This window comes from Spiroplasma endosymbiont of Aspidapion aeneum, assembly GCF_964031045.1.
Taxonomy (GTDB): Bacteria; Bacillota_I; Bacilli_A; order Mycoplasmatales; family Mycoplasmataceae.
This window is the reverse complement of the sequence record NZ_OZ034994.1, coordinates 433,490-457,087: the sequence shown is the minus strand read 5'-3', so window position 1 is coordinate 457,087 and position 23,598 is coordinate 433,490. Positions and strand designations below refer to the sequence as shown.

At 24.7% G+C, this 23,598-nt stretch carries 20 protein-coding genes; 2 read left to right on the top strand and 18 right to left on the bottom strand.

Annotated features, from left to right (window positions below):
- Nucleotides 1–224 precede the first annotated feature (224 nt).
- From AAHM97_RS02135 to AAHM97_RS02100, 8 genes are all read right to left on the bottom strand, one after another.
- Complete coding sequence (locus AAHM97_RS02135) at nucleotides 225–1,811, bottom strand: hypothetical protein (RefSeq protein WP_342269310.1); 1,587 nt, start codon at nucleotides 1,809–1,811, stop codon at nucleotides 225–227.
- A 62-nt stretch (nucleotides 1,812–1,873) separates the two neighbouring features.
- On the bottom strand, nucleotides 1,874–2,617 hold the full coding sequence (locus AAHM97_RS02130) for a hypothetical protein (RefSeq protein ID WP_342269309.1): 744 nt from the start codon (nucleotides 2,615–2,617) through the stop codon (nucleotides 1,874–1,876).
- A gap of 207 nt (nucleotides 2,618–2,824) precedes the next feature.
- The gene (locus AAHM97_RS02125; protein ID WP_342269307.1) at nucleotides 2,825–3,307 is read right to left on the bottom strand and encodes a hypothetical protein; all 483 of its coding nucleotides are present in this window, start codon (nucleotides 3,305–3,307) and stop codon (nucleotides 2,825–2,827) included.
- A gap of 1,107 nt (nucleotides 3,308–4,414) precedes the next feature.
- Complete coding sequence (locus AAHM97_RS02120) at nucleotides 4,415–5,962, bottom strand: hypothetical protein (RefSeq protein ID WP_342269306.1); 1,548 nt, start codon at nucleotides 5,960–5,962, stop codon at nucleotides 4,415–4,417.
- A 62-nt stretch (nucleotides 5,963–6,024) separates the two neighbouring features.
- The gene (locus AAHM97_RS02115) at nucleotides 6,025–6,768 is read right to left on the bottom strand and encodes a hypothetical protein (protein WP_342269308.1); all 744 of its coding nucleotides are present in this window, start codon (nucleotides 6,766–6,768) and stop codon (nucleotides 6,025–6,027) included.
- Between the two features lie 207 nt (nucleotides 6,769–6,975).
- Entirely contained in the window at nucleotides 6,976–7,458 is a 483-nt protein-coding gene (locus tag AAHM97_RS02110; RefSeq protein ID WP_342269307.1) for a hypothetical protein, read from the bottom strand.
- A 1,107-nt stretch (nucleotides 7,459–8,565) separates the two neighbouring features.
- Entirely contained in the window at nucleotides 8,566–10,113 is a 1,548-nt protein-coding gene (locus AAHM97_RS02105; protein WP_342269306.1) for a hypothetical protein, read from the bottom strand.
- 62 nt (nucleotides 10,114–10,175) lie between these two features.
- A complete protein-coding gene (locus AAHM97_RS02100) occupies nucleotides 10,176–10,919 on the bottom strand; it encodes a hypothetical protein (protein ID WP_342269305.1) in 744 nt (247 codons plus the stop codon).
- 385 nt (nucleotides 10,920–11,304) lie between these two features.
- Here AAHM97_RS02100 and AAHM97_RS02095 point away from each other — a divergent pair, with 385 nt between their 5' ends.
- The gene (locus tag AAHM97_RS02095; RefSeq protein ID WP_342269304.1) at nucleotides 11,305–12,021 is read left to right on the top strand and encodes a SprT-like domain-containing protein; all 717 of its coding nucleotides are present in this window, start codon (nucleotides 11,305–11,307) and stop codon (nucleotides 12,019–12,021) included.
- A gap of 523 nt (nucleotides 12,022–12,544) precedes the next feature.
- Here AAHM97_RS02095 and AAHM97_RS02090 read toward each other — a convergent pair.
- The 10 genes from AAHM97_RS02090 to AAHM97_RS02045 all read right to left on the bottom strand — a co-directional run bounded on the left by AAHM97_RS02090 (nucleotide 12,545) and on the right by AAHM97_RS02045 (nucleotide 21,833).
- Complete coding sequence (locus tag AAHM97_RS02090) at nucleotides 12,545–12,796, bottom strand: hypothetical protein (RefSeq protein WP_342269303.1); 252 nt, start codon at nucleotides 12,794–12,796, stop codon at nucleotides 12,545–12,547.
- A gap of 492 nt (nucleotides 12,797–13,288) precedes the next feature.
- Complete coding sequence (locus AAHM97_RS02085; RefSeq protein ID WP_342269302.1) at nucleotides 13,289–13,927, bottom strand: bifunctional 4-hydroxy-2-oxoglutarate aldolase/2-dehydro-3-deoxy-phosphogluconate aldolase; 639 nt, start codon at nucleotides 13,925–13,927, stop codon at nucleotides 13,289–13,291.
- A 13-nt stretch (nucleotides 13,928–13,940) separates the two neighbouring features.
- Nucleotides 13,941–14,987: a hypothetical protein gene (locus AAHM97_RS02080; RefSeq protein ID WP_342269301.1), complete on the bottom strand. Its 1,047-nt coding sequence runs from the start codon at nucleotides 14,985–14,987 to the stop codon at nucleotides 13,941–13,943.
- A gap of 4 nt (nucleotides 14,988–14,991) precedes the next feature.
- Nucleotides 14,992–15,510, bottom strand: coding sequence for a citrate lyase holo-[acyl-carrier protein] synthase (locus tag AAHM97_RS02075; RefSeq protein WP_342269300.1), 519 nt, complete (start codon nucleotides 15,508–15,510; stop codon nucleotides 14,992–14,994).
- A complete protein-coding gene (gene citF, locus AAHM97_RS02070) occupies nucleotides 15,510–17,021 on the bottom strand; it encodes a citrate lyase subunit alpha (RefSeq protein ID WP_342269299.1) in 1,512 nt (503 codons plus the stop codon). The genes AAHM97_RS02075 and citF overlap by 1 nt, the downstream gene beginning before the upstream one ends.
- Entirely contained in the window at nucleotides 17,021–17,929 is a 909-nt protein-coding gene (locus AAHM97_RS02065; RefSeq protein ID WP_342269298.1) for an aldolase/citrate lyase family protein, read from the bottom strand. Before AAHM97_RS02065 ends, citF begins: the two co-directional genes overlap by 1 nt.
- Before the next feature lie 3 nt (nucleotides 17,930–17,932).
- Entirely contained in the window at nucleotides 17,933–18,196 is a 264-nt protein-coding gene (locus tag AAHM97_RS02060; protein ID WP_342269297.1) for a hypothetical protein, read from the bottom strand.
- A gap of 15 nt (nucleotides 18,197–18,211) precedes the next feature.
- Nucleotides 18,212–20,605: a 2-hydroxycarboxylate transporter family protein gene (locus AAHM97_RS02055; protein ID WP_342269296.1), complete on the bottom strand. Its 2,394-nt coding sequence runs from the start codon at nucleotides 20,603–20,605 to the stop codon at nucleotides 18,212–18,214.
- A 16-nt stretch (nucleotides 20,606–20,621) separates the two neighbouring features.
- Complete coding sequence (locus tag AAHM97_RS02050; RefSeq protein ID WP_342269295.1) at nucleotides 20,622–21,425, bottom strand: triphosphoribosyl-dephospho-CoA synthase; 804 nt, start codon at nucleotides 21,423–21,425, stop codon at nucleotides 20,622–20,624.
- A gap of 285 nt (nucleotides 21,426–21,710) precedes the next feature.
- Nucleotides 21,711–21,833 carry a hypothetical protein gene (locus AAHM97_RS02045; RefSeq protein WP_342269294.1) on the bottom strand — a complete coding sequence of 41 codons (123 nt, stop codon included), beginning with the start codon at nucleotides 21,831–21,833 and terminating at the stop codon, nucleotides 21,711–21,713.
- 562 nt (nucleotides 21,834–22,395) lie between these two features.
- Between AAHM97_RS02045 and AAHM97_RS02040 the strand changes: the two genes are divergently transcribed.
- Entirely contained in the window at nucleotides 22,396–23,598 is a 1,203-nt protein-coding gene (locus AAHM97_RS02040; RefSeq protein WP_342269293.1) for an arginine deiminase, read from the top strand.

Sequence of the window (23,598 nt, the reverse complement as noted above, 5' to 3'; positions counted from 1 at the left end):
GGTAGAAAACTACCTTTTTTCTTGGCGTAGGGAATCTGCAGTTACACTACAGTTAAGATTTACTAATCACCTACGACTTACATATATATATTAACATTTTGTTGTGCTATTTGTCAAGTACTTTTTACTACAGGGTTGTGTAATTAATTTTGTGGTAGAAAATTTTGGTACCCCTTATTATAATTAACCTGAAGAAATTAAAATAATAAAATTGATAATTATTATTAGTTATTTTGTACATCAATTCTAAATACATATGAACCAATAGTTTTTTGGAATTGAGGAACTAATGGGACCGTCATATCCATTCCAAAAATAGTAACATTTTTAACCATGGCATCTCTTTGAACAATATCCATAATTCTTGATCCAAACTTTGGAGCAAGATATAAATAACCATCATTGTTGCTTATTAAAGATATTTCATCATCAAGAAATACACCAAAATCCAATTTTGAACCAGTAATACTATTAAGTTTATTTACAAATTCTTTTTTAATATCTATATTACTTTCAGTAGAATTTTTTAATTTAAAGTCATCAAATTCATATTCAGTTAAATAGTCTTTTCCAATATTTGTTTTTGAAAAAGCATCTTTACTTTTTTTATCACTTGTTAAGTCTTTAATTCCTGTAACTGGATGACCTAAATTATTCAAAGTATTTTCCTTTACTTCTCATAGATTAGTTTGTTCTTTTCCATTAGCATCTTTTTGAATAATATATCTTGCATAATAATCATATTCATCTGTATCTGGCATAACTGTTGTAAAATTAATATTTATATTAAAAATATTTCCTTCTCCATCTGAACTAATTAATCCAGAATCATTTTTATAATTATCTATATTTTTAAGAGTAAAATTAAGAACTCCTGCTTTGCCAGAACTATCTAGTGTTTTTTTAATAGATATTCCGCTATTATCACCACCAAGACCCATTATTCCTGAAAACAAATCAACAATATCATCTTTATAATAACCATAAAAATTATTTGCATAATTGCCTGTTGCAAAATAATAATTCATATATGCTTGAAATGGTCCCCCAGTAGTTGAAGCTCCTCCTAAGGCGGAAAAATCATCTTTAGTAATATTTGTCATAGCTTCTGGTAAATAAATATTATATATATCGTCGCAGTCAAAGAATTCATCAACTGGAATTGCATTTTTTTCTACATTTACATCAATAGTATCTGTTGAGTCATTTTTATTCACAACTGTTAATATTCCTTTTAGGTTAGGATTGGACAGATCAGAAGCATTTTTATAACTATATGTATAAATATTTGCATCCATTTCTTTTCCTGACATGTATTTTAAAACATTAAAATAATCATCAGCTAATGTTTGTTTATCAATATCTGTTTTTGCATTTTTTTCCAAAGATTCAATATATGGTATTTTAAGTTCCACTTGTGTTAATGGACACTCGTCTTTTAATGTAGACAAACTGTCATTTTTTGAAATTGAATTATAACCACTATCTAATCGATAATCGACTAATGATGTCATTGTGTTTCTTAGAGAGGTTCCAGGCATTGGAACCAGTCTTACAGTTTGAGAACTTGTTCAAGTCATTGTAAATTCATCTAGTTGAAGATTAAATTTTTTTGCAAGAAATTTTCTAGCAGAAAAGAAATCCTTGATATTATTTTCAACTAATAGATTGCTATATGCTTTTCCAGACTCAGGGTCTGTTCCGGGTTTTGTTGGAGTTTTACTTTTATTTGGAGAAGAACAAGAAGTCACTGGCAATGATGCAGATATTGCAAGGCTTAATGAACCAAATAATGTTAAAAATTTTTTCATAAAATATACCTCTATTCTATTTATAGTTTTGTTTAATATAAAATTGTACAATTAAAAAATTACTATAAATAGATAGGGTAAATATTTCCTTTTTGGATTGTTATTATTTTTGTATTTTTTATACATTTAAATAAACCATCCATTTCAATGAAATAGTTTGGCAATTGTTTATTATTTTTGTTATTGTCAATTGTTTTATATTTATAAATAAAAGATATTTTATTGTCTAAAAATTTAAAAAGTGTAAGATCATTATTTTCTAAAATAGATAATAAAGAATATTCTTTTCTTTTAATTAATTTTTTTCTTAATTTGTTATTATACGCTATTAATAAAATTAAAATAATCAATGACATTGTAAATACAATTGTACTAAGAACAATAAAGACAATATAAGCGTTGTAAAGAAGTTTATGGTTAATAAAGGTAAAAGCGTCTCTAAAGATTAAAAAGTAAAATATAAATGTTATAAAGAAATAGATTTTTAGAAATGAAGAAATTTCATTAATTACTAGTAATTTATTAATTTTTTGTGTTCTACTAATTGCATTTCTAATGATTAAATTATAGTTATAAATCAATTCTGAAAGAAAATAAGCAGCATATGAAATTCCAGCTATTATGAGAGAAAAGTTAAATATTAACAAATAAATAGAAGATAGACTAAATGGATTATAAACCCCAACTAAAGAAAGTAAAAAACTTAAAAAAATATCAAGACACCCAATAATTAAAATAGCGTTTATTGAATTTTTTATTCTTGACGGTCATTTTTGTTTTACTTTGTTTTTTACTTCTTTAAACATGCAGTCACCATTTCTTTGTTTCTTATTTTTAAAAAAATAAATGCATAATAATATTTATTAACAACATAACTAATTTTATTATATATTCAATATTGATAAAATGGCATAAAAAGTTATATAAAATTACTATTTTAAAATTAAGAAATAATTTTTAAAGTGGGAGTAACTATATTAGAAAAATCATTTCTATCCATTGGTAAAATTAATTTACGCAACTATGTCATTAAATTTTTGTTTAAAGCAAGATATTGCTTCCTTGTACTCTTTTTTATAATATTTAATATTTTTTGCAATATCAATTTCTTGATTATCCTCTGCTTGGATATATGAAGGGTCACAATGAGTGATTTCATACAATTCGGTTGACGAGGCATCGATAAAAAAATTATTTATTGCATCTAAAAAAAATTTTATTTTATCTTCTAAATTATAGTCCTTATCAACCAATTTAAAATATTTTCTAATTTTAGTATTAGCAGGTCCATTTTTTCATTTTTTTCACTTCATTGGATCGATTAAATAATTATTATTTAATAGATAATAAAAAATATTTGCCAAATATAATATTTTATATAAGCAAAATTCTCCCTCATACATTTCTAAACCATTAATTTTAATAAGTTTTCGACTTTTAAATTTATCAGTGTTTATTGATCTTAAATATTTAACAATATTAAGTGAATTTTCCACAAGAATGTTCCTTCCACGTATTTTCTTTTATCATTATTATATCAAAAGATGTTACCAATTAATACTTAAATCATCATTATAGGTTAATTTTTCAATATACCAAACAAGATATTGAAAAATTAATTAAATTGCTTACTAAATTTAAATTTAAAATAATATATCGTGATTAAGACTAGTAATTAAATGATTATATTTAACAAATAATTCTTTAGATACATAGTTTACCAATTAAAATATCTAAAATATTTTTTCTAGATTATTTTCATTAAAAATTCTATTAGAGAATAATCGTTCTATAGGAAATATAACTAAATAATTTGAATTTTTTTTTAAAATTTTCTCAAATCAGATATTAATTTTTTTATAATATACTTGCTTAAAGAGCATTAAATTCATCATATGTAGGGATGAAACGGTCCTTTAGATATACTTGTAATTTTATTTGCTATTTAATTATATGCAGATGGTCAATTTTTATCCACCACATATTTTAATGATTTTACATCTGACAGAGTTTTTGGTAGTTATTTGAAATATATTTTTATTATCTACAACATAGTTTAACTTCATTTACTTAAATTTACTTTTACCAACTATTTTTTGAGTAAGATATTGTACTTTTTTTATATAAAAGGTTCTTCTATTTTTTAATAAGTTAACTAAAAAATATTCAATAAAGGTAAAAAAATAAGAAATTTATTTTAAATACAAAATAAATTAATGATAGTTTTTTCATAAAAACATCTATTATTTTAAATCAACTCTATAAATTTAATAATAATCTATTTTTATTATTTAAGAAAATTTTTTTATTACAATATTAACATCTCAGAATGTTATCTAATTACTTATTAAAAATATATAGCTTTTAATAACAATATGCATTTACAACAAAATAAAGGCTAAATAAAAAATGATCTGAGAAAATAATAATTCACGCAGATCATAACAATTTAGTACACCGACTATAATGCTAAATTATACAGATTAATATTTATGTTACTTGCTTTTTTTATGTATTATCAATTACTACTACATTCTTTTAAATAATAGTAATTTATTATAATTAACCTATAAGAATTAAAATAATAAAATTGATAATTATTATTAGTTATTTTGTACATTAACCCTAAAAACATATGAGCCAATGGTGTTCTGAAATTTAGGGACTAATGGTGTTATTGTAATAAAATTATTCACCATAGCATTTTTTTGCATAATACTCATCACTCTTGAACCAAACTTTGGAGCAAGGTAATAATAACCATCATCCTCTTTTATTAAAGATATTTCGTCGTCAAGAAATACACCAAAATCCAATTTTGAACCAGTAACACTATTAAGTTTATTTACAAATTCTTTTTTAATATCTATATCACTCTCTGTAGGATTTTTTAATTTAAATTCATCAAATTCATATTCAGTTAAATAGTCTTTTCCAATATTTGTTTTTGAGAACTTGTCTTTACTTTCTTTTTCACTTGTTAAGTCTTTGATATGCTTAACTGGGCCATACTTAAGATTAACACCTGATGACGTATCTCATAGATTAGTTTGTTCTTTTCCATTAGCATCTCTTTGAATAATATATCTTGCATAATAATCATATTCATCAGTATCTGGCATAACTGTTGTAAAATTAATATTTATATTAAAAATATTTCCATCTTCATCTGAACTAATTATTCCAGAATCATTACTATAATTATCTTTATTATTTTTAAGTGTAAAGTTAAGAACTCCCGCTTCGCCAGAACTATCTAGTGTTTTTTTAATAGATATTCCGTTATTACCAGGACCAAAAGGCATCATTATTACAGTGAACAAATTAACAATATCATCTTTATAATAACCATAAAAATTATTAGCATAATTTCCTGTCGCAAAATAGTAATTCATAAATGCTTGAAATGGTCCACTTTCACCTGCTCCTAATAATGAAAAATTATCTTTAGTAATATTTGTCATAGCTTCTGGTAAATAAATCTTATATATATCATTACAATCAAAGAATTTATCAACTGGAATTGCATTTTTTTCTACATTTACATCAACAGTATCTGTTGAGTCATTTTTATTCACAACTGTTAATATTCCTTTTAGGTTGGGGTTATTTTGATCAGATGCATTTTTATAACTATATGTATAAATATTTGCATCCATTTCTTTTCCTGACATGTATTTTAAAACATTAAAATAATCATTAGCTAATGTTTGCTTATCTGTTGGTGGTGCGGTGTTCAGAGGATGTTCTAAAGAAGACATATATGGTATTTTAAGTTCTTCTTTTGTTAAAGGACACTCATTTTTCAATGTAGACAAACTCTCATTTTTTGAAATTGAATTATATCCACTATCTAGTCGATAATCGACTAATGATGTCATTGTATTTCTTAGAGAGGTTCCAGGCATTGGAACCAATCTTACAGTTTGAGAACTTGTCCATGTCATTGTAAATTCATCTAGTTTGAGATTGAATTGTTTTGCGAGAAATTTTCTAGCAGAAAAGAAATCCTTGATATTATTTTGGATTAATAAGTTGGTGGTTGGTTTTGTTGGAGTTTTACTTTTATTTGGAGAAGAACAAGAAGTCACTGGCAATGATGCAGATATTGCAAGACTTAATGAACCAAATAATGTTAAAAATTTTTTCATAAAATATACCTCTATTCTATTTATAGTTTTGTTTAATATAAAATTGTACAATTAAAAAATTACTATAAATAGCTAGGGTAAATATTTCCTTTTTGGATTGTTATTATTTTTGTATTTTTTATACATTTAAATAAGCCATCCATTTCAATGAAATAGCTTGGTAGTTGTTTATTATTTTTATTATTTTCAATTGTTTTATATTTATAAATAAAAGATATTTTATTTTCTAAAAATTTAAAAAGTGTAAGATCATTATTTTCTAAAATAGATAATAAAGAATATTCTTTTCTTTTAATTAATTTTTTTCTTAATTTGTTATTATACGCTATTAATAAAATTAAAATAATCAATGACATTGTAAATACAATTGTACTAAGAACAATAAAGACAATATAAGCGTTGTAAAGAAGTTTATGGTTAATAAAGGTAAAAGCGTCTCTAAAGATTAAAAAGTAAAATATAAATGTTATAAAGAAATAGATTTTTAGAAATGAAGAAATTTCATTAATTACTAGTAATTTATTAATTTTTTGTGTTCTACTAATTGCATTTCTAATGATTAAATTATAGTTATAAATCAATTCTGAAAGAAAATAAGCAGCATATGAAATTCCAGCTATTATGAGAGAAAAGTTAAATATTAACAAATAAATAGAAGATAGACTAAATGGATTATAAACCCCAACTAAAGAAAGTAAAAAACTTAAAAAAATATCAAGACACCCAATAATTAAAATAGCGTTTATTGAATTTTTTATTCTTGACGGTCATTTTTGTTTTACTTTGTTTTTTACTTCTTTAAACATGCAGTCACCATTTCTTTGTTTCTTATTTTTAAAAAAATAAATGCATAATAATATTTATTAACAACATAACTAATTTTATTATATATTCAATATTGATAAAATGGCATAAAAAGTTATATAAAATTACTATTTTAAAATTAAGAAATAATTTTTAAAGTGGGAGTAACTATATTAGAAAAATCATTTCTATCCATTGGTAAAATTAATTTACGCAACTATGTCATTAAATTTTTGTTTAAAGCAAGATATTGCTTCCTTGTACTCTTTTTTATAATATTTAATATTTTTTGCAATATCAATTTCTTGATTATCCTCTGCTTGGATATATGAAGGGTCACAATGAGTGATTTCATACAATTCGGTTGACGAGGCATCGATAAAAAAATTATTTATTGCATCTAAAAAAAATTTTATTTTATCTTCTAAATTATAGTCCTTATCAACCAATTTAAAATATTTTCTAATTTTAGTATTAGCAGGTCCATTTTTTCATTTTTTTCACTTCATTGGATCGATTAAATAATTATTATTTAATAGATAATAAAAAATATTTGCCAAATATAATATTTTATATAAGCAAAATTCTCCCTCATACATTTCTAAACCATTAATTTTAATAAGTTTTCGACTTTTAAATTTATCAGTGTTTATTGATCTTAAATATTTAACAATATTAAGTGAATTTTCCACAAGAATGTTCCTTCCACGTATTTTCTTTTATCATTATTATATCAAAAGATGTTACCAATTAATACTTAAATCATCATTATAGGTTAATTTTTCAATATACCAAACAAGATATTGAAAAATTAATTAAATTGCTTACTAAATTTAAATTTAAAATAATATATCGTGATTAAGACTAGTAATTAAATGATTATATTTAACAAATAATTCTTTAGATACATAGTTTACCAATTAAAATATCTAAAATATTTTTTCTAGATTATTTTCATTAAAAATTCTATTAGAGAATAATCGTTCTATAGGAAATATAACTAAATAATTTGAATTTTTTTTTAAAATTTTCTCAAATCAGATATTAATTTTTTTATAATATACTTGCTTAAAGAGCATTAAATTCATCATATGTAGGGATGAAACGGTCCTTTAGATATACTTGTAATTTTATTTGCTATTTAATTATATGCAGATGGTCAATTTTTATCCACCACATATTTTAATGATTTTACATCTGACAGAGTTTTTGGTAGTTATTTGAAATATATTTTTATTATCTACAACATAGTTTAACTTCATTTACTTAAATTTACTTTTACCAACTATTTTTTGAGTAAGATATTGTACTTTTTTTATATAAAAGGTTCTTCTATTTTTTAATAAGTTAACTAAAAAATATTCAATAAAGGTAAAAAAATAAGAAATTTATTTTAAATACAAAATAAATTAATGATAGTTTTTTCATAAAAACATCTATTATTTTAAATCAACTCTATAAATTTAATAATAATCTATTTTTATTATTTAAGAAAATTTTTTTATTACAATATTAACATCTCAGAATGTTATCTAATTACTTATTAAAAATATATAGCTTTTAATAACAATATGCATTTACAACAAAATAAAGGCTAAATAAAAAATGATCTGAGAAAATAATAATTCACGCAGATCATAACAATTTAGTACACCGACTATAATGCTAAATTATACAGATTAATATTTATGTTACTTGCTTTTTTTATGTATTATCAATTACTACTACATTCTTTTAAATAATAGTAATTTATTATAATTAACCTATAAGAATTAAAATAATAAAATTGATAATTATTATTAGTTATTTTGTACATTAACCCTAAAAACATATGAGCCAATGGTGTTCTGAAATTTAGGGACTAATGGTGTTATTGTAATAAAATTATTCACCATAGCATTTTTTTGCATAATACTCATCACTCTTGAACCAAACTTTGGAGCAAGGTAATAATAACCATCATCCTCTTTTATTAAAGATATTTCGTCGTCAAGAAATACACCAAAATCCAATTTTGAACCAGTAACACTATTAAGTTTATTTACAAATTCTTTTTTAATATCTATATCACTCTCTGTAGGATTTTTTAATTTAAATTCATCAAATTCATATTCAGTTAAATAGTCTTTTCCAATATTTGTTTTTGAGAACTTGTCTTTACTTTCTTTTTCACTTGTTAAGTCTTTGATATGCTTAACTGGGCCATACTTAAGATTAACACCTGATGACGTATCTCATAGATTAGTTTGTTCTTTTCCATTAGCATCTCTTTGAATAATATATCTTGCATAATAATCATATTCATCAGTATCTGGCATAACTGTTGTAAAATTAATATTTATATTAAAAATATTTCCATCTTCATCTGAACTAATTATTCCAGAATCATTACTATAATTATCTTTATTATTTTTAAGTGTAAAGTTAAGAACTCCCGCTTCGCCAGAACTATCTAGTGTTTTTTTAATAGATATTCCGTTATTACCAGGACCAAAAGGCATCATTATTACAGTGAACAAATTAACAATATCATCTTTATAATAACCATAAAAATTATTAGCATAATTTCCTGTCGCAAAATAGTAATTCATAAATGCTTGAAATGGTCCACTTTCACCTGCTCCTAATAATGAAAAATTATCTTTAGTAATATTTGTCATAGCTTCTGGTAAATAAATCTTATATATATCATTACAATCAAAGAATTTATCAACTGGAATTGCATTTTTTTCTACATTTACATCAACAGTATCTGTTGAGTCATTTTTATTCACAACTGTTAATATTCCTTTTAGGTTGGGGTTATTTTGATCAGATGCATTTTTATAACTATATGTATAAATATTTGCATCCATTTCTTTTCCTGACATGTATTTTAAAACATTAAAATAATCATTAGCTAATGTTTGCTTATCTGTTGGTGGTGCGGTGTTCAGAGGATGTTCTAAAGAAGACATATATGGTATTTTAAGTTCTTCTTTTGTTAAAGGACACTCATTTTTCAATGTAGACAAACTCTCATTTTTTGAAATTGAATTATATCCACTATCTAGTCGATAATCGACTAATGATGTCATTGTATTTCTTAGAGAGGTTCCAGGCATTGGAACCAATCTTACAGTTTGAGAACTTGTCCATGTCATTGTAAATTCATCTAGTTTGAGATTGAATTGTTTTGCGAGAAATTTTCTAGCAGAAAAGAAATCCTTGATATTATTTTGGATTAATAAGTTGGTGGTTGGTTTTGTTGGAGTTTTACTTTTATTTGGAGAAGAACAAGAAGTCACTGGCAATGATGCAGATATTGCAAGACTTAATGAACCAAATAATGTTAAAAATTTTTTCATAAAATATACCTCTATTCTATTTATAGTTTTGTTTAATATAAAATTGTACAATTAAAAAATTACTATAAATAGCTAGGGTAAATATTTCCTTTTTGGATTGTTATTATTTTTGTATTTTTTATACATTTAAATAAGCCATCCATTTCAATGAAATAGCTTGGTAGTTGTTTATTATTTTTATTATTTTCAATTGTTTTATATTTATAAATAAAAGATATTTTATTTTCTAAAAATTTAAAAAGTGTAAGATCATTATTTTCTAAAATAGATAATAAAGAATATTCTTTTCTTTTAATTAATTTTTTTCTTAATTTGTTATTATACGCTATTAATAAAATTAAAATAATCAATGACATTGTAAATACAATTGTACTAAGAACAATAAAGACAATATAAGCGTTGTAAAGAAGTTTATGGTTAATAAAGGTAAAAGCGTCTCTAAAGATTAAAAAGTAAAATATAAATGTTATAAAGAAATAGATTTTTAGAAATGAAGAAATTTCATTAATTACTAGTAATTTATTAATTTTTTGTGTTCTACTAATTGCATTTCTAATGATTAAATTATAGTTATAAATCAATTCTGAAAGAAAATAAGCAGCATATGAAATTCCAGCTATTATGAGAGAAAAGTTAAATATTAACAAATAAATAGAAGACAGACTGAATGGGTTATAGATCCCAACTAAAGAAAGTGAAAAACTTAAAAAAATATCAAGACACCCAATAATTAAAATAGCGTTTATTGAATTTTTTATTCTTGACGGTCATTTTTGTTTTACTTTGTTTTTTACTTCTTTAAACATGTGACTTCCTTCCATTTTACAAAGTTTAATTCATAAAATACCCACAATAAATATAATTTGTTATACATTTATGAACATATTATGCACTTCATAGTTAAAGTTTTACCTTTAATAATTAATAGTACAATACTTTTCATTATAATTATACAATATGTTTCTTAAACAAGTGTATTATTATCTTACTTTAAGACAAATTTACAGTTTTTATATTTTTGCAAATTTGATAATTGAACATATTATAATACTATTACCTTAAACAAGTATTTCAATAACTTTGATGGAATTTTTAATGCCACAAATTGATATTATTATGATTAAAAAATTTTTTTTCAAAAAAATACTAAAAAACAAGAATATTAACTAAATTTAATGTGATAATCATAATATGCTTAATAATAAAATTTCAAATATGGAAAATAAAAAAACCTTAATAATTGATCTTATTGGTCAATTACACAATGTTCATAGTCAGATTAATAGAATATTATTTGACAACAAACTTAAAGATGTTAATATTACAATTAATGGTCTTGCAAAAAGAAGAGTTGGTTGTTCGGTTACACTGGGTATATATAGTCATCTGATAGAATCTGATCGAAATATTTTTTCAAATAATGCTCAATTAATAACTATTAATAACTATGCGCTAACTGGAGATATCTATCAAATAATAGCTGTTCTTATCCACGAAATGTGTCACCAAATGAATCATGAACTTAAAATTCAAGATACAAACGGAAAAAGACATAATGCATTTTTTAAGGAAATGGCACTTAAAGCTAAGCTTAACGTTGATAGAGATGGATGAAGAGGATATTCTTCAACATCCCCAACTAATGAACTATTGGACATAATTAACAGTCTTGATATAGATAGACACATTTTTGAAGATATTGTATATTTTGATAACTACAAAATTATTGAAGAAAAACTATTGGAGGAGAAAATAGATAAAGAACAAAAATTGAAGATATCAAGAGAAAAAATAGTTGATTATAGTTGTGCAAAATGCAACTATAAATTTAGACTTCGTCAAGAGGTGAATATTAGGTGTGAAACTTGTAATGAACCACTATTAGTTGAAAAACCCTATATCGACTAGTGTTATAAAATAATATATTTTTAAACTTATCATCAATTAAAATCTAAAATTACTAATTAGTTATTATACTTTTTCAAAAAAGTATAATAATGAGTAAAATATGTTGCAATTTATAGTTAGTATTATATAGTATAGATAATGGCGATAACCTAACAACCCCCCAGCTATTAGTATATTCAAATGTGGATAATCTACGCTTTTTACCCCTGTAGATTATTTTTTTATTACAAAAATATATTTATTTAAAAACCAGGCTTAATTATAAAACTTCTTAATCCAATATTATCCTTTCATCAAAATAAAAGGATAATTCATTCATATTTATATAATTTAATACACCATAAAAAATAAAAAATGGTTGAAAACCACCTTTTTTTAGTACAGAACTTCCCTACTTTATAAAAATGTATACGATTAAGTTAACCCAAAGGTATACTAAGACTTCTAAGACCTACATATGTATATTAAATATCTTTATATTATTTGTCAATTCTTTTTGATTTAATTTATAAAAACATAAACACTAGTGTTTCTTATTTTTCTTTGCTTTCATTTCCTCCTCTTCATCAATTTCCTTACCAACAGCATCAAGTGCACCCTCAACAGCTACAAGCATTTTTTTTAAACTCATTTTTTTACCGATATCATTGACAGTATCAACAGTTGTTGTTCATCCTTTAAGACAACTCATACAAACTAAAGCTACTCCTTTATTTTTACATCTCCCAAATATATCCTTGGATCTACATCTGGGCTCTTTTGGTTTTGCTGCCATCTATTCTCTCTCCATAAATATTTCTCTCTTTAATTATATCAAAAAAATATATTATTGACTTATGATATATGTTAGTTTGTTTCAAAAAAATAAGAACAAGTTAAAATGGGAGAATTGTTACCTTGAAGATGATGTAAAAATAATAACTCCCCGCTTTTTTATTTATAAATGTGTGCCTATAATATTTTTTTATTGTTAATAATTTTTTGAAAGATTGTAAAAAGTAATGCGTTTTAAGAGTTAAGAAATTGTTTATTAATTCAAAAATTTTTGATTGAATTATGAGTGAATTTATAATAAACACTTATATTGTAAAATTGTATTAATGATATCGTGGTTGAAAAGCTCATATCTTGTTACTTAGTTCTCAAGGTACCTTAAATAGCTTCTCTTATACTATTAAACAAAATAAAACAAGAATTATAAAACCATTTAAAAAACCAAACTTGAATGCTTGGTTTTTTTACAATATATTAATATTTATAATATTTTTTAGTTAGTGATGCTTTTTACTATTTGCACATATTCTTTTGCTATCTTTGTTATTTCTTCAAGACTGGTTCCAACTTTAGCTCCACCCAATTCTTCAGTAACACCAACAGCTAACGCTCCGTTTTTCAATAATTCTATTACATTTGATTTATTAACTCCACCAGTTGCCAATATTTTTAGTCCTGGAAATGGATTTTTAATTATTCCCATATAATTTAATGGAAATGCTGTTGAAGGATAAAATTTAATAATTGGAGCGTTATTTTTATATAGTTCATAAAACTCAGTTGGAGTAACTGCCCCAAGCGCTGATAAAATATCATTTTTATTAGCTCATTTCAATACATCAATAGTCACAACTGGACTAACTATATATGTTGCTCCAGCCTTGATTGCTTTACTAGCCTCATCTACTGTAAAGATTGTTCCTGCTCCGATATTTAAATCTGGAAACTCTTTTGAACATCTCTCAATTAATTCATAAGCTTTTGGAATTGTCAATGTTATTTCAACAAATTTAATTCCTCCTAAATAACTACCTTTAACAATGTTATATGCATTATCATGATCATCTGTTCTTATAATTGTTGAAATTCTTTCTTTTTCTAATAATTCTAAGTGTTTTTTAATTTTACTCATTTTATTACCATCCTTAATTTTTTTTATAAATTTTATCCTTATGATTAATTGCTCTATCATATATTTCTTTACTAGATATAAAATCAATATTTGTATCTAAGCAATATTTTTTTAATAGTTCAATATCTTGGTTTAATATCGCCTCTCTTATTTGAGAGGCAGATATTGGTTTTCCATCAACTTCTAATCTCTTAATTATATTTAATTTTATTTTTTTAGATTTTAAAAATTCTTCTAATACATAATTGTAAATATTTGTTGTTCTTGAGAAGGGCTCTTCTCCAACATATCTATTGACAATATTTAGATTTTTACAATAAATTTGTCAAAATAGGCCAGCATCTAGTTTAGACTGTTCTTCTACAATTTCCTTTTCTTGATTTAAAAAATAACTTGGAAATGTTGATTTTGAAATTAGAAATTCACTACCCTCAAGTAAATATACATTATCATATTTTTTAATCGAGTTTCTTATCATCTCTACTCTTTCTTTATATGTAAAGAAAGAAACATCCTCATAAACAGGAATTATATAAACCAACTCATTTTGCGTTGCTGCTGTATTTATTAAATAATCGTGACCTTTAGATAATGGATTTGCATTAACAACAACGGCGGCAGCTTTTTCTCGATCATTTTTCTTTGATATATCAAATAAGTATCTTTCATATTTTTTTAATTTTTCATAATTATTTGTAAAGAAAATAATATTATCATTTTGATATACCTTATACAATCCTATTTGTTCAAACTTTGATTTATTCGATATTTTCGTAATTAAAAATGAACAGTCATAACCCTCTTCATTTATCTTGTAAAACATTTTCGTAATAAGTGTATTTAGAAGATTTCTTCCTGTATATTTTTCGCATATTGCACTACACTTTATAAGATTTCCATATTTGCTAACAGTAGCTATAATATTATTATCATCCCTAAAAACAATAGTATAATCAATATTATCTATTTTAAGATCAAACCTTAAGAGAAATTCTGATAGTTCATTATATTTTTGGCTATTAGTAAGATCTAACTCCTCAATTTCAAAATTGTTACTCATTTATTTACCTCATTTTTAATAATTTATAAATATCATTTTTTACAAATCTTACCAATTCATCTATAGAATGGTTTTTGTTTCTTGTACAAATTTTTGCATCATTATTGCAAATAAAACATTTTTTATTTGCAATATTAAGATCACTTCTACTTATTAATTTATCGTTTTTAATATATAAATCTAAATCTATATATTTTGAATAGTTTTGAAAGTTATTTTCTATTGCTATAAGTTCTAATTTACTTTCAACCCCGTCATTGGTTTTATCTATAACATACAATTTCGTTATTCCAGAATTGTTTTTAATAACAATAAATGATTGAGGATTAAAAATTTCATTAATTTTTACTGATATTTGTTTTTCAATTTTATTAAAAAACTTTTTATAAAGGGGAATATTTTTTTTCTTTCCTGGGAAATTTGTGTTTAAAGAAATTATATAAATATCTTTTTTAAATAAATTATTTATAATTTCTTGTTTTTCTTCTTTTCCTTTTAATATTTTTTGTAAACTTTTTAACACTATTTAACTTTATAAACAACATCGATAACACTGCCATCTCGATACTCGACAACAGCAACGGGTTTGGAATAATCAAAATCAATTGGTTTAGCTACTCCAATTACACTCTCTGCCATTTCCTTCATTTGTGATAATGTTATTAAGGGAATATTTTTTTCTTTTAGTTCTTTAATTAAATCTGTTCGTATTGGATTAACGGCAATACCAAAGTCACTAACAACAATGTCAACTGTATTTCCGGGGGTAATAATTGTATTTACTTTTTCTGAGATACAACTAATTCTTCCTCTAATTAATGGAAGTGCAATTATTGAAATTTTAGCTCCATCAGCTGTGTCTGAGTGTCCACCACTTGCCCCTCTAATAATTCCATCAGAACCAGTAATTACATTAACATTAAAATCTAAATCAACCTCTAGGGCAGATAAAATTACATAATCTAACTTATTAACAAATGGGGATTTATTACTAGGGTTTGCATATTCTGATGCAGATATTTCCATATGATTTGCATTATTTGATATTGATTCTACTGCGCCATAATCAAAACATTGTGTATCAATTAATCTTTCAACAAGACCTTCATCCAATAATTTAACTTGGTGTGATGTTATCCCCCCCAAGCAAAATGAAGCTTTAATATTTCTTTTAATCATCTCTTCTTTAATAACTTTAATAGCAGAAAGAGAGGCTCCACCAGAACCCATTTGAATTGAAAATCCATCCTGAAATAAACTAGTGTTGGTTACAATCTTTCCAATATTTTTAGCAATTATTTCTTCTTTTGGTGCAGATGTTAAACGAATCTCTCCACCAACAATTTTTTTTGAGTCACCAATTGTATCAACCTTAACAACTCAATCAACATCTGATTGAGAAATTGATTTTTTTTGATTTGGATAATCAACAATGGTGTCTGTAATTATAATTGTTTTAGTAGCATATTTAGCATCAACCATAGCATATCCCAAGGACCCACATAATGATTTTCCGATTGTTCCGTTAGAATTTCCCAAACAATCACTAGATGATGCTGCAATAAATGCAACATCAATTTTTAAATCACCGCTTTCAATAGCGCGAGCTCTTCCACCGTGACTTCTAATTATCATCGGTTTTGGACACTTTCCAGAAGATATAAATCTTCCCAATTCATCTCGACAACCAGAAGTTTCTAAACCAACAACATAACCATCTTCAATATATGTTGTTAAAAAGTTATGAGCATCTGTAAAACTACTACTTGCAATTGTTAATTTTTTTATTTTTAAATCTTTGATTGTTTCCATTACATGTTTAACAGTTAAATCACCTCCACGAAAATGGTGATGAAATGATATTGTCATTCCATCTTTAAGACCACAATTTTTTATTGCAGTTTTCATATCTACAATTTTGTCTCTAACAATATGTTTTGCTTTTGGTTTATTTTCATTTGGCTTAAATGGTGTTAATTTATAATTTAAGTTTTTTATTTGTGATAAAGTTTTTTCATCAATTATTCTACTCATTATTTAATATCTCCTTTTGAAATTAATCCAAATTCAATTGCAAGATCAATTATTTCTAATTGTTTTTCAATAACGGGTTTATCAACCATATTACCTCTAAACAAGAATACTCCAACACCTTTTTTAATTGATTCATCAAATGCTTTTTTCATTTCTAAAGCATATTCTATTTGTTTTGAAGTTGGTTTATATACTTCATTGATTAAACCAATTTGATTTGGATGAATTACAGATTTTCCTGTAAATCCTAAGGCTTTTATAAATTTAAATTCTTTTATAAATCCCTCATCATCTGTTGTATTTGAAAACAATAAATCAAAGGCATCAATTTTATTGGCTCTAGCAACATGAACTAAATGTTGTCTAGCGTATAATAATTCAGTACGATCTGGTAGTTTTTCTGCTTTTAAATCTAGAAGATAATCCATTCCACCTAAAGCAATTCCAACCACTCTTTTAGATGCTTGAACAATCTCATTAGCATTTAATACACCTTTAGCAGATTCGATTGCTACAAATATTAATGTTTCATCCTTAGAAAATTCTTTTTCATATTTTTCCATAACAGCAATAGCAGCAATGATATCTTCTTTTGATTCAACTTTTGGAAGTCTAATCATATTAACTCCACCATTAATAACAGCTTTTACATCTTCTTCAAATCATTGTGTATCTAATCCATTAACACGCGCACAAACTTCAATTCCATATGTATTATAATCAATTGTTTGTAACATTTGATTTAACAATATTCTAGTTGAATTTTTCTCAGAAAAACTTATTGCATCTTCTAAGTCAAACATAATTGTATCTGGTTTATAAAATATAACATCACGATACATTGCAGGTTTGTCAGCTGGGACAAATAGCATATGCTTTCTGGTTGTTGTTCTTTTTCAACCTTTCATAAATTATTTATCCCCTTTCATTTTATCAACAACACCAAGGATTCTTGCTTTTAAAACAGCAGGAATTGCTCCTTGATCATTTAAAAATAATTCGCCTTTTGTAAGCCCTATCTCTTTACAATATTGTGCAGATAAATGCTTTATCTCGTCACCAAATTGATATATAACTTTTGACTCAATTACTATTTTTAGTGGTGATTCTGTTTTTGTATATTTTACAAGCACATCACTAGATTCTACACTTCCACACATAAATACATTATCCATTATAATCTCCTTTTTTTAAAATACTAGTTGTCCGACTGAACCATCATTGTAAATTGAGAATAGTCCAGCTGCTAATACTAAAATTAGTGAACCACCTATCCTACATGTTATTTGACCAAAAGCCATTAATTCCATTCTATTTGAAACTCCAAGGACCGAGACAACACCGGTCCCTCCTTGGGTTGTCATACACAATCCACCAGATAAAACAGCTTCAACAGTATTCATTTTTAAAATTTTAGAAACTAACATAATTCCAACAATAGAACCAATAACAAATAGTGTACAAATAAACACTGATGTTAGGTTCAGAGCATTTAGAAATTTATCCAAATCAATGTAAACAATTCCAACACCAAGCATTAATAACCATGTTGTTTGTTTGGCAACCCATTTATTAGTTTCTAGGGCACCTTTTTTAATATCTTCTGGTAAAACGTCAGCCACGTTTATAATTAAACAAATAATAACCATTCAAGCATAATTTGGAATTGCTATTCCAATTAAGTCTTTTGTAATAATTGCATCTGAAATAATTGTTGAGAAAATAAAGATAACAGTTACCATTAAAAGTGATATTGTAATGTGTTTATGAGAAGTTTTTGTTTTTCTCTCAGCAATATGTATATCTTGTTTCATAAGTTGTCCATTACCAGAAAGCTTTGGAACTGCTTTTCCTAAGTTATCAATTATTGCTGCAAATAAGATTGAAACGATAGATGCAATTGTTGATATTGCCAATGCACCAGATAATCATGAAGACTTATCAAAACCTGCATTACCAGCCATTGTTGCAATTGGTTGGACTCCACCACCATTTCCAGCACATAGAATTGGCAATGCATATCCAAGTAATAATTTTTTATTAGACATTCCAATTAGTTTTGCCCCAAAAAAGGCAAACATAATTGAAAATATAGTTCCAATAACAATTACTACAAAGAACCCACCAAATGCTTTAATAATCATTTTTCTTGGAATTGATAGCACGGCACCAATTAGTAAAACAGAAACGTATAAGTCTAAGAATCCCTGTTTATCAAATCAAGTACTTATACAATTATACAAGACTCCGCTTTTATCAATTACTTTTGTAGATACCATAGTAACTCCAACAAGCATACAACCTAAAACAGCACCTCCCATATAACGATTAAAAATTGGAATTGCTTCAAATATAACCCCAAAAACAGTTGCTGTTACGAGTAAAAATGCAAAAGCCCAAATCATGTTTACTTTTATAACATTTATCCCATACGCTAGACATATAATTAAAACAAAAAAAGCTAATAAGTAAAATGGTATTCCTCAAATTTTTGCCCTAACAAAGTCAATCAAGCGTCAATTTCTCATCTCTGAAAATTTATCACCTAAATCTTTGAAATAATTAATAATATTTGTTTTAAAATTTACAAAGATCTTTTTAATCATAATTGTAAATGGAGTGTATAATTTATCACTTTCTTCATATAATTGAATATACTTATATTTTAAGACTAAATTATTCAATTTTGATTTTATAATTTTTGTATTTGCTTTAACACTTGAGATATTATGCCTTAATGTATTTTTTAAACTTATTTTAAGCATTTTTTTATCATAGCTAGCATCTGAAGATGCTTTAAGAACTTTCATTGATTTTCGATATTCTAGTGTTTTAAATGAAATAAAAGTATCTAACCAAATTTTTTCTTCAGGAGAAGCGTTACTATTTATTTTTGTTTGTTCTTCGGCAATTTCTTTTGCCAATTTATCTGCTAATTGGTTTTTTTTAGCAGTAAGTTCTTGTTCTGACATTGTAAATGTATTATTTAAGATTTTATCTGCCAGTTCTTGTTTATATGCTTTTTTAAATTCAGCAATTTTTATTTTTTCTTGTGCAACAGCGTTTTTATATTCTTCTTTAAGTTTAATGATTTCTGTCTTGCTTTCTGGTGTTGCTATCCATCTTTTATATTCATCTTTAATTATTTTTGCATTCATCTTATAATTCATTTTTGAATATTTTTTATTAATTGGATTAATATAAAACTTTATATTTAATTGCGCTGCCTTATAAACACCACTTTCAATATCTTCTTTTGCTAAAGCAAAATTCTTTTCAACAATTTCTAATGATTCTTTATATCATTCAAAACGACCTTTTATGAACTTTTCAATTTTAGCGTATTTTTTTTCATTTTTATTTGTGTCATTGTACTTATAATGAGCAAGTTTTAACTTTCTTTCATATTTTCCAACAACGTGTTCAATATTCATTTTAGAAATTAAGTACTCTTTTTCTGCAATTATAAGCTTTTTTATTTTAAAGTCATCAAGTTTTTGAGCTTTTTTAGCAATTTTTAATTGCGATTTTGAAATCATCTCATTTTTTGTAACAAGCATCTCTTTCGTTAATAATTCTTTCATATTTTTCCTCTCGTTTTTAATTTATAACTATCATATTGGTGAATAATAATAATACAAAAATATCAGCACTTCCTCCGGGAGAAGCATTATTTTCAATACATCATTTGTTAAAATTATATATCTCTTCTTCTTTATAACTACATAGTAATATTTTAATCTTTTTTTTGTATAATTTATATTTTTTTAGACCGATTTTGTTAATTAATGTTGTATCTTTTATCTTAATACTAATATATCCAAGTAAAAGAAATAATTTTAAAGATTTATCAATATCTTTTTTGACAATATTTAAATGATAATAATTTAAAGCCTTATAAATGATTTTATAGCCTTTATAGGCTTGATATTTAGCGCCTAAGATCTTGTATTTTCGATATAATTCATCACCAATTGATTGTGATTTTCCGTACTCTTTTTTTATATTCTTACAAAGAAGTGAAATATTTTTAATATGACTTTTTAAATCTTTTGGTTTAAATTTTAAGAGACAATAAAAATAGACTGAGGTACAAAATATTAACCCCTTGTGAGTGTTGATATTTTTTGTTAGTAAAAACATCTCTTTTTCATTTTTATAACCGATTTTTTTCAAATCATTAAAATCTTTTATTTTATCAATATTTTTTATAATGTCTTTTAATAAATTTTCTATTGCTAGACTACTCTTTTTAAATAGTTTATAATCCATATCCTTATGACAACCATTATTTATTTTGGAAACAAGGCCCATACACGGATATTGTTCTATTTCTGTTAAAACACAACTTATAAATATGTCCGCCAATTCATCTGGTTTTTTTTGTATAAAAAAATAATTCATTATTATTATTTTACACAAAAAACTATTAGGTTTTAATGTAAATGTTGGATATTTTAAACAAAAGTTAAGAAGCTTTATTTACTGATAATAAATGATAATAATTAATAAATTACTTGTTTAATAAAATTTGCTAATCGTTCCTATTTTAATTATTATTGCTTATAAAAAAAGCATAGATATTATCTAGCTTTAATTTATATATAAATATAATTATTTTGGCTGAGATATTAATAAAAAGAATAATATATTTATTAATTATAATTTGTAGTGTCAAATTATAACTTTTTATTCTTCATTCTCAATTTCTTCAATTTTAACTCCATTTGGGGTTACTTTTAGAGTGTCAACCTCATTAAAAAGAACATCATATTCTGTTTCAAAAATTTCTTTCTCGCTTTTTGGTGCCATGTTTTCTCCTTATATAGAATAGCTATTGCATCTAAACTACATATAGATTATAACATTTTAACAGTATAAATATGAAAATCAACAAGATAATTATGCAAGTTTCATAAATTAATAAAATTAAAGATATTGATAGAATATAAGGAAAATAACTAAATTATTGTTATTTTTATAGTTAACTAAATGTTGGATATAAGATCAATTAACTACTTTTTCTATAAAATCTTAATAATAAAATTTATTTGCAATAATTTTGTACAAATATTTATCATATTATTATATCAAAATTTTTGTTGTTCTTATAAATCATATAAATAAAATATAGTACTACACGAAACTTGTAGTACTATATACATTAAATTACTTTCTAAAAATATTCCTTTTTTTACAAAAAAAAAAAAAAAGCAGAAAATAACAAGTGAGATAGCTAATAAAAAAATGGCAACTATTGTCCTATCTAAACATACGAGTTTATATAAAAACAATTGTTTGACCAGTTTGATATTACAATTTTCAAATAGAGTCATAAAAATTATTGGCTATCTTTAAACAGGAGGTAATAAAAATGACAGCAAAAATTAATGTATTTTCAGAAATTGGAAGGCTAAGAACTGTTTTAGTTCATAGACCTGGTGAAGAAATTGAAAATCTAACACCCGAATTATTAGACAGGTTATTGTTCGATGATATCCCTTTTAAAGATGTTGCAATCAAAGAACATGATTTATTTACAAAATTAATGAAAGATAATGGTGTTGAGGTTTTATATATCGAAACACTTGTTGCAGAAACATTAGACCAAAACCCAAAATTAAGAACATCATTTATAAACCAATTTATTTTAGAAGCAGAAGTTGATAAAAAATATGAAAAAGTTTTTTTTGATTATTTGTTTAATCTTGACAATAAACGCTTAGCAAAAAAAATGATTGCTGGGACTAAAAAAATAGAATTAAACATCAATGAAAAAAATACTTATCCATTTGTGGCAGACCCTTTGCCAAATATACTATTTCAGCGTGATCCTTTTTCATCAATTGCACACGGAATAACAATGCATAGAATGTGGTCTGTTACTAGAAATCGAGAAACCCTATTTCCAGATTTTGTTTTTAAAAATCATAAAAATTATGCTGGAAATGTTCCATATTATTATCAAAGAGATTGAAAAGATGCCCATATTGAAGGTGGAGATATTCTCGTTCTTAATAAAGAAACTTTGATTATCGGTGTTTCTCAACGAACAACAATTGAAGCTGTCGAAAAAGTAGCTGAACTTTTATTTAAGGAAGGAATATACAAAAAAATCATTGCCTTAGACCTTCCAAAAAGTAGAAGTTTTATGCATTTAGATACAGTATTTACAAATATAGATTATGACAAATTTATTGCACACCCTTTAATCTTTGAAAGTATGGATGAATTTAAAATATATGAATTAACACCAAAAGGTAAAAAACTACTAGATATAAATTTAGAAGAACTACTATCTGATTTAACTGGTCGCAAAGTAACAATTATTAAATGTGGTGGTGATGACCCGATTTCTGAAGGTCGTGAACAATGAAATGATGGGACTAATGTTTTAACATTAGAACCTGGTAAAGTAATTGCTTACAATAGAAACACTGTTACAATTGAACTTTTAAAAAAAGCAGGTGTTGAGGTTTTATTAACAGAATCTTCTGAACTGTCACGTGGACGTGGTGGTCCTAGATGTATGTCAATGCCCTTATGACGTGACGAAATGCAATCATTTAAAAAATAA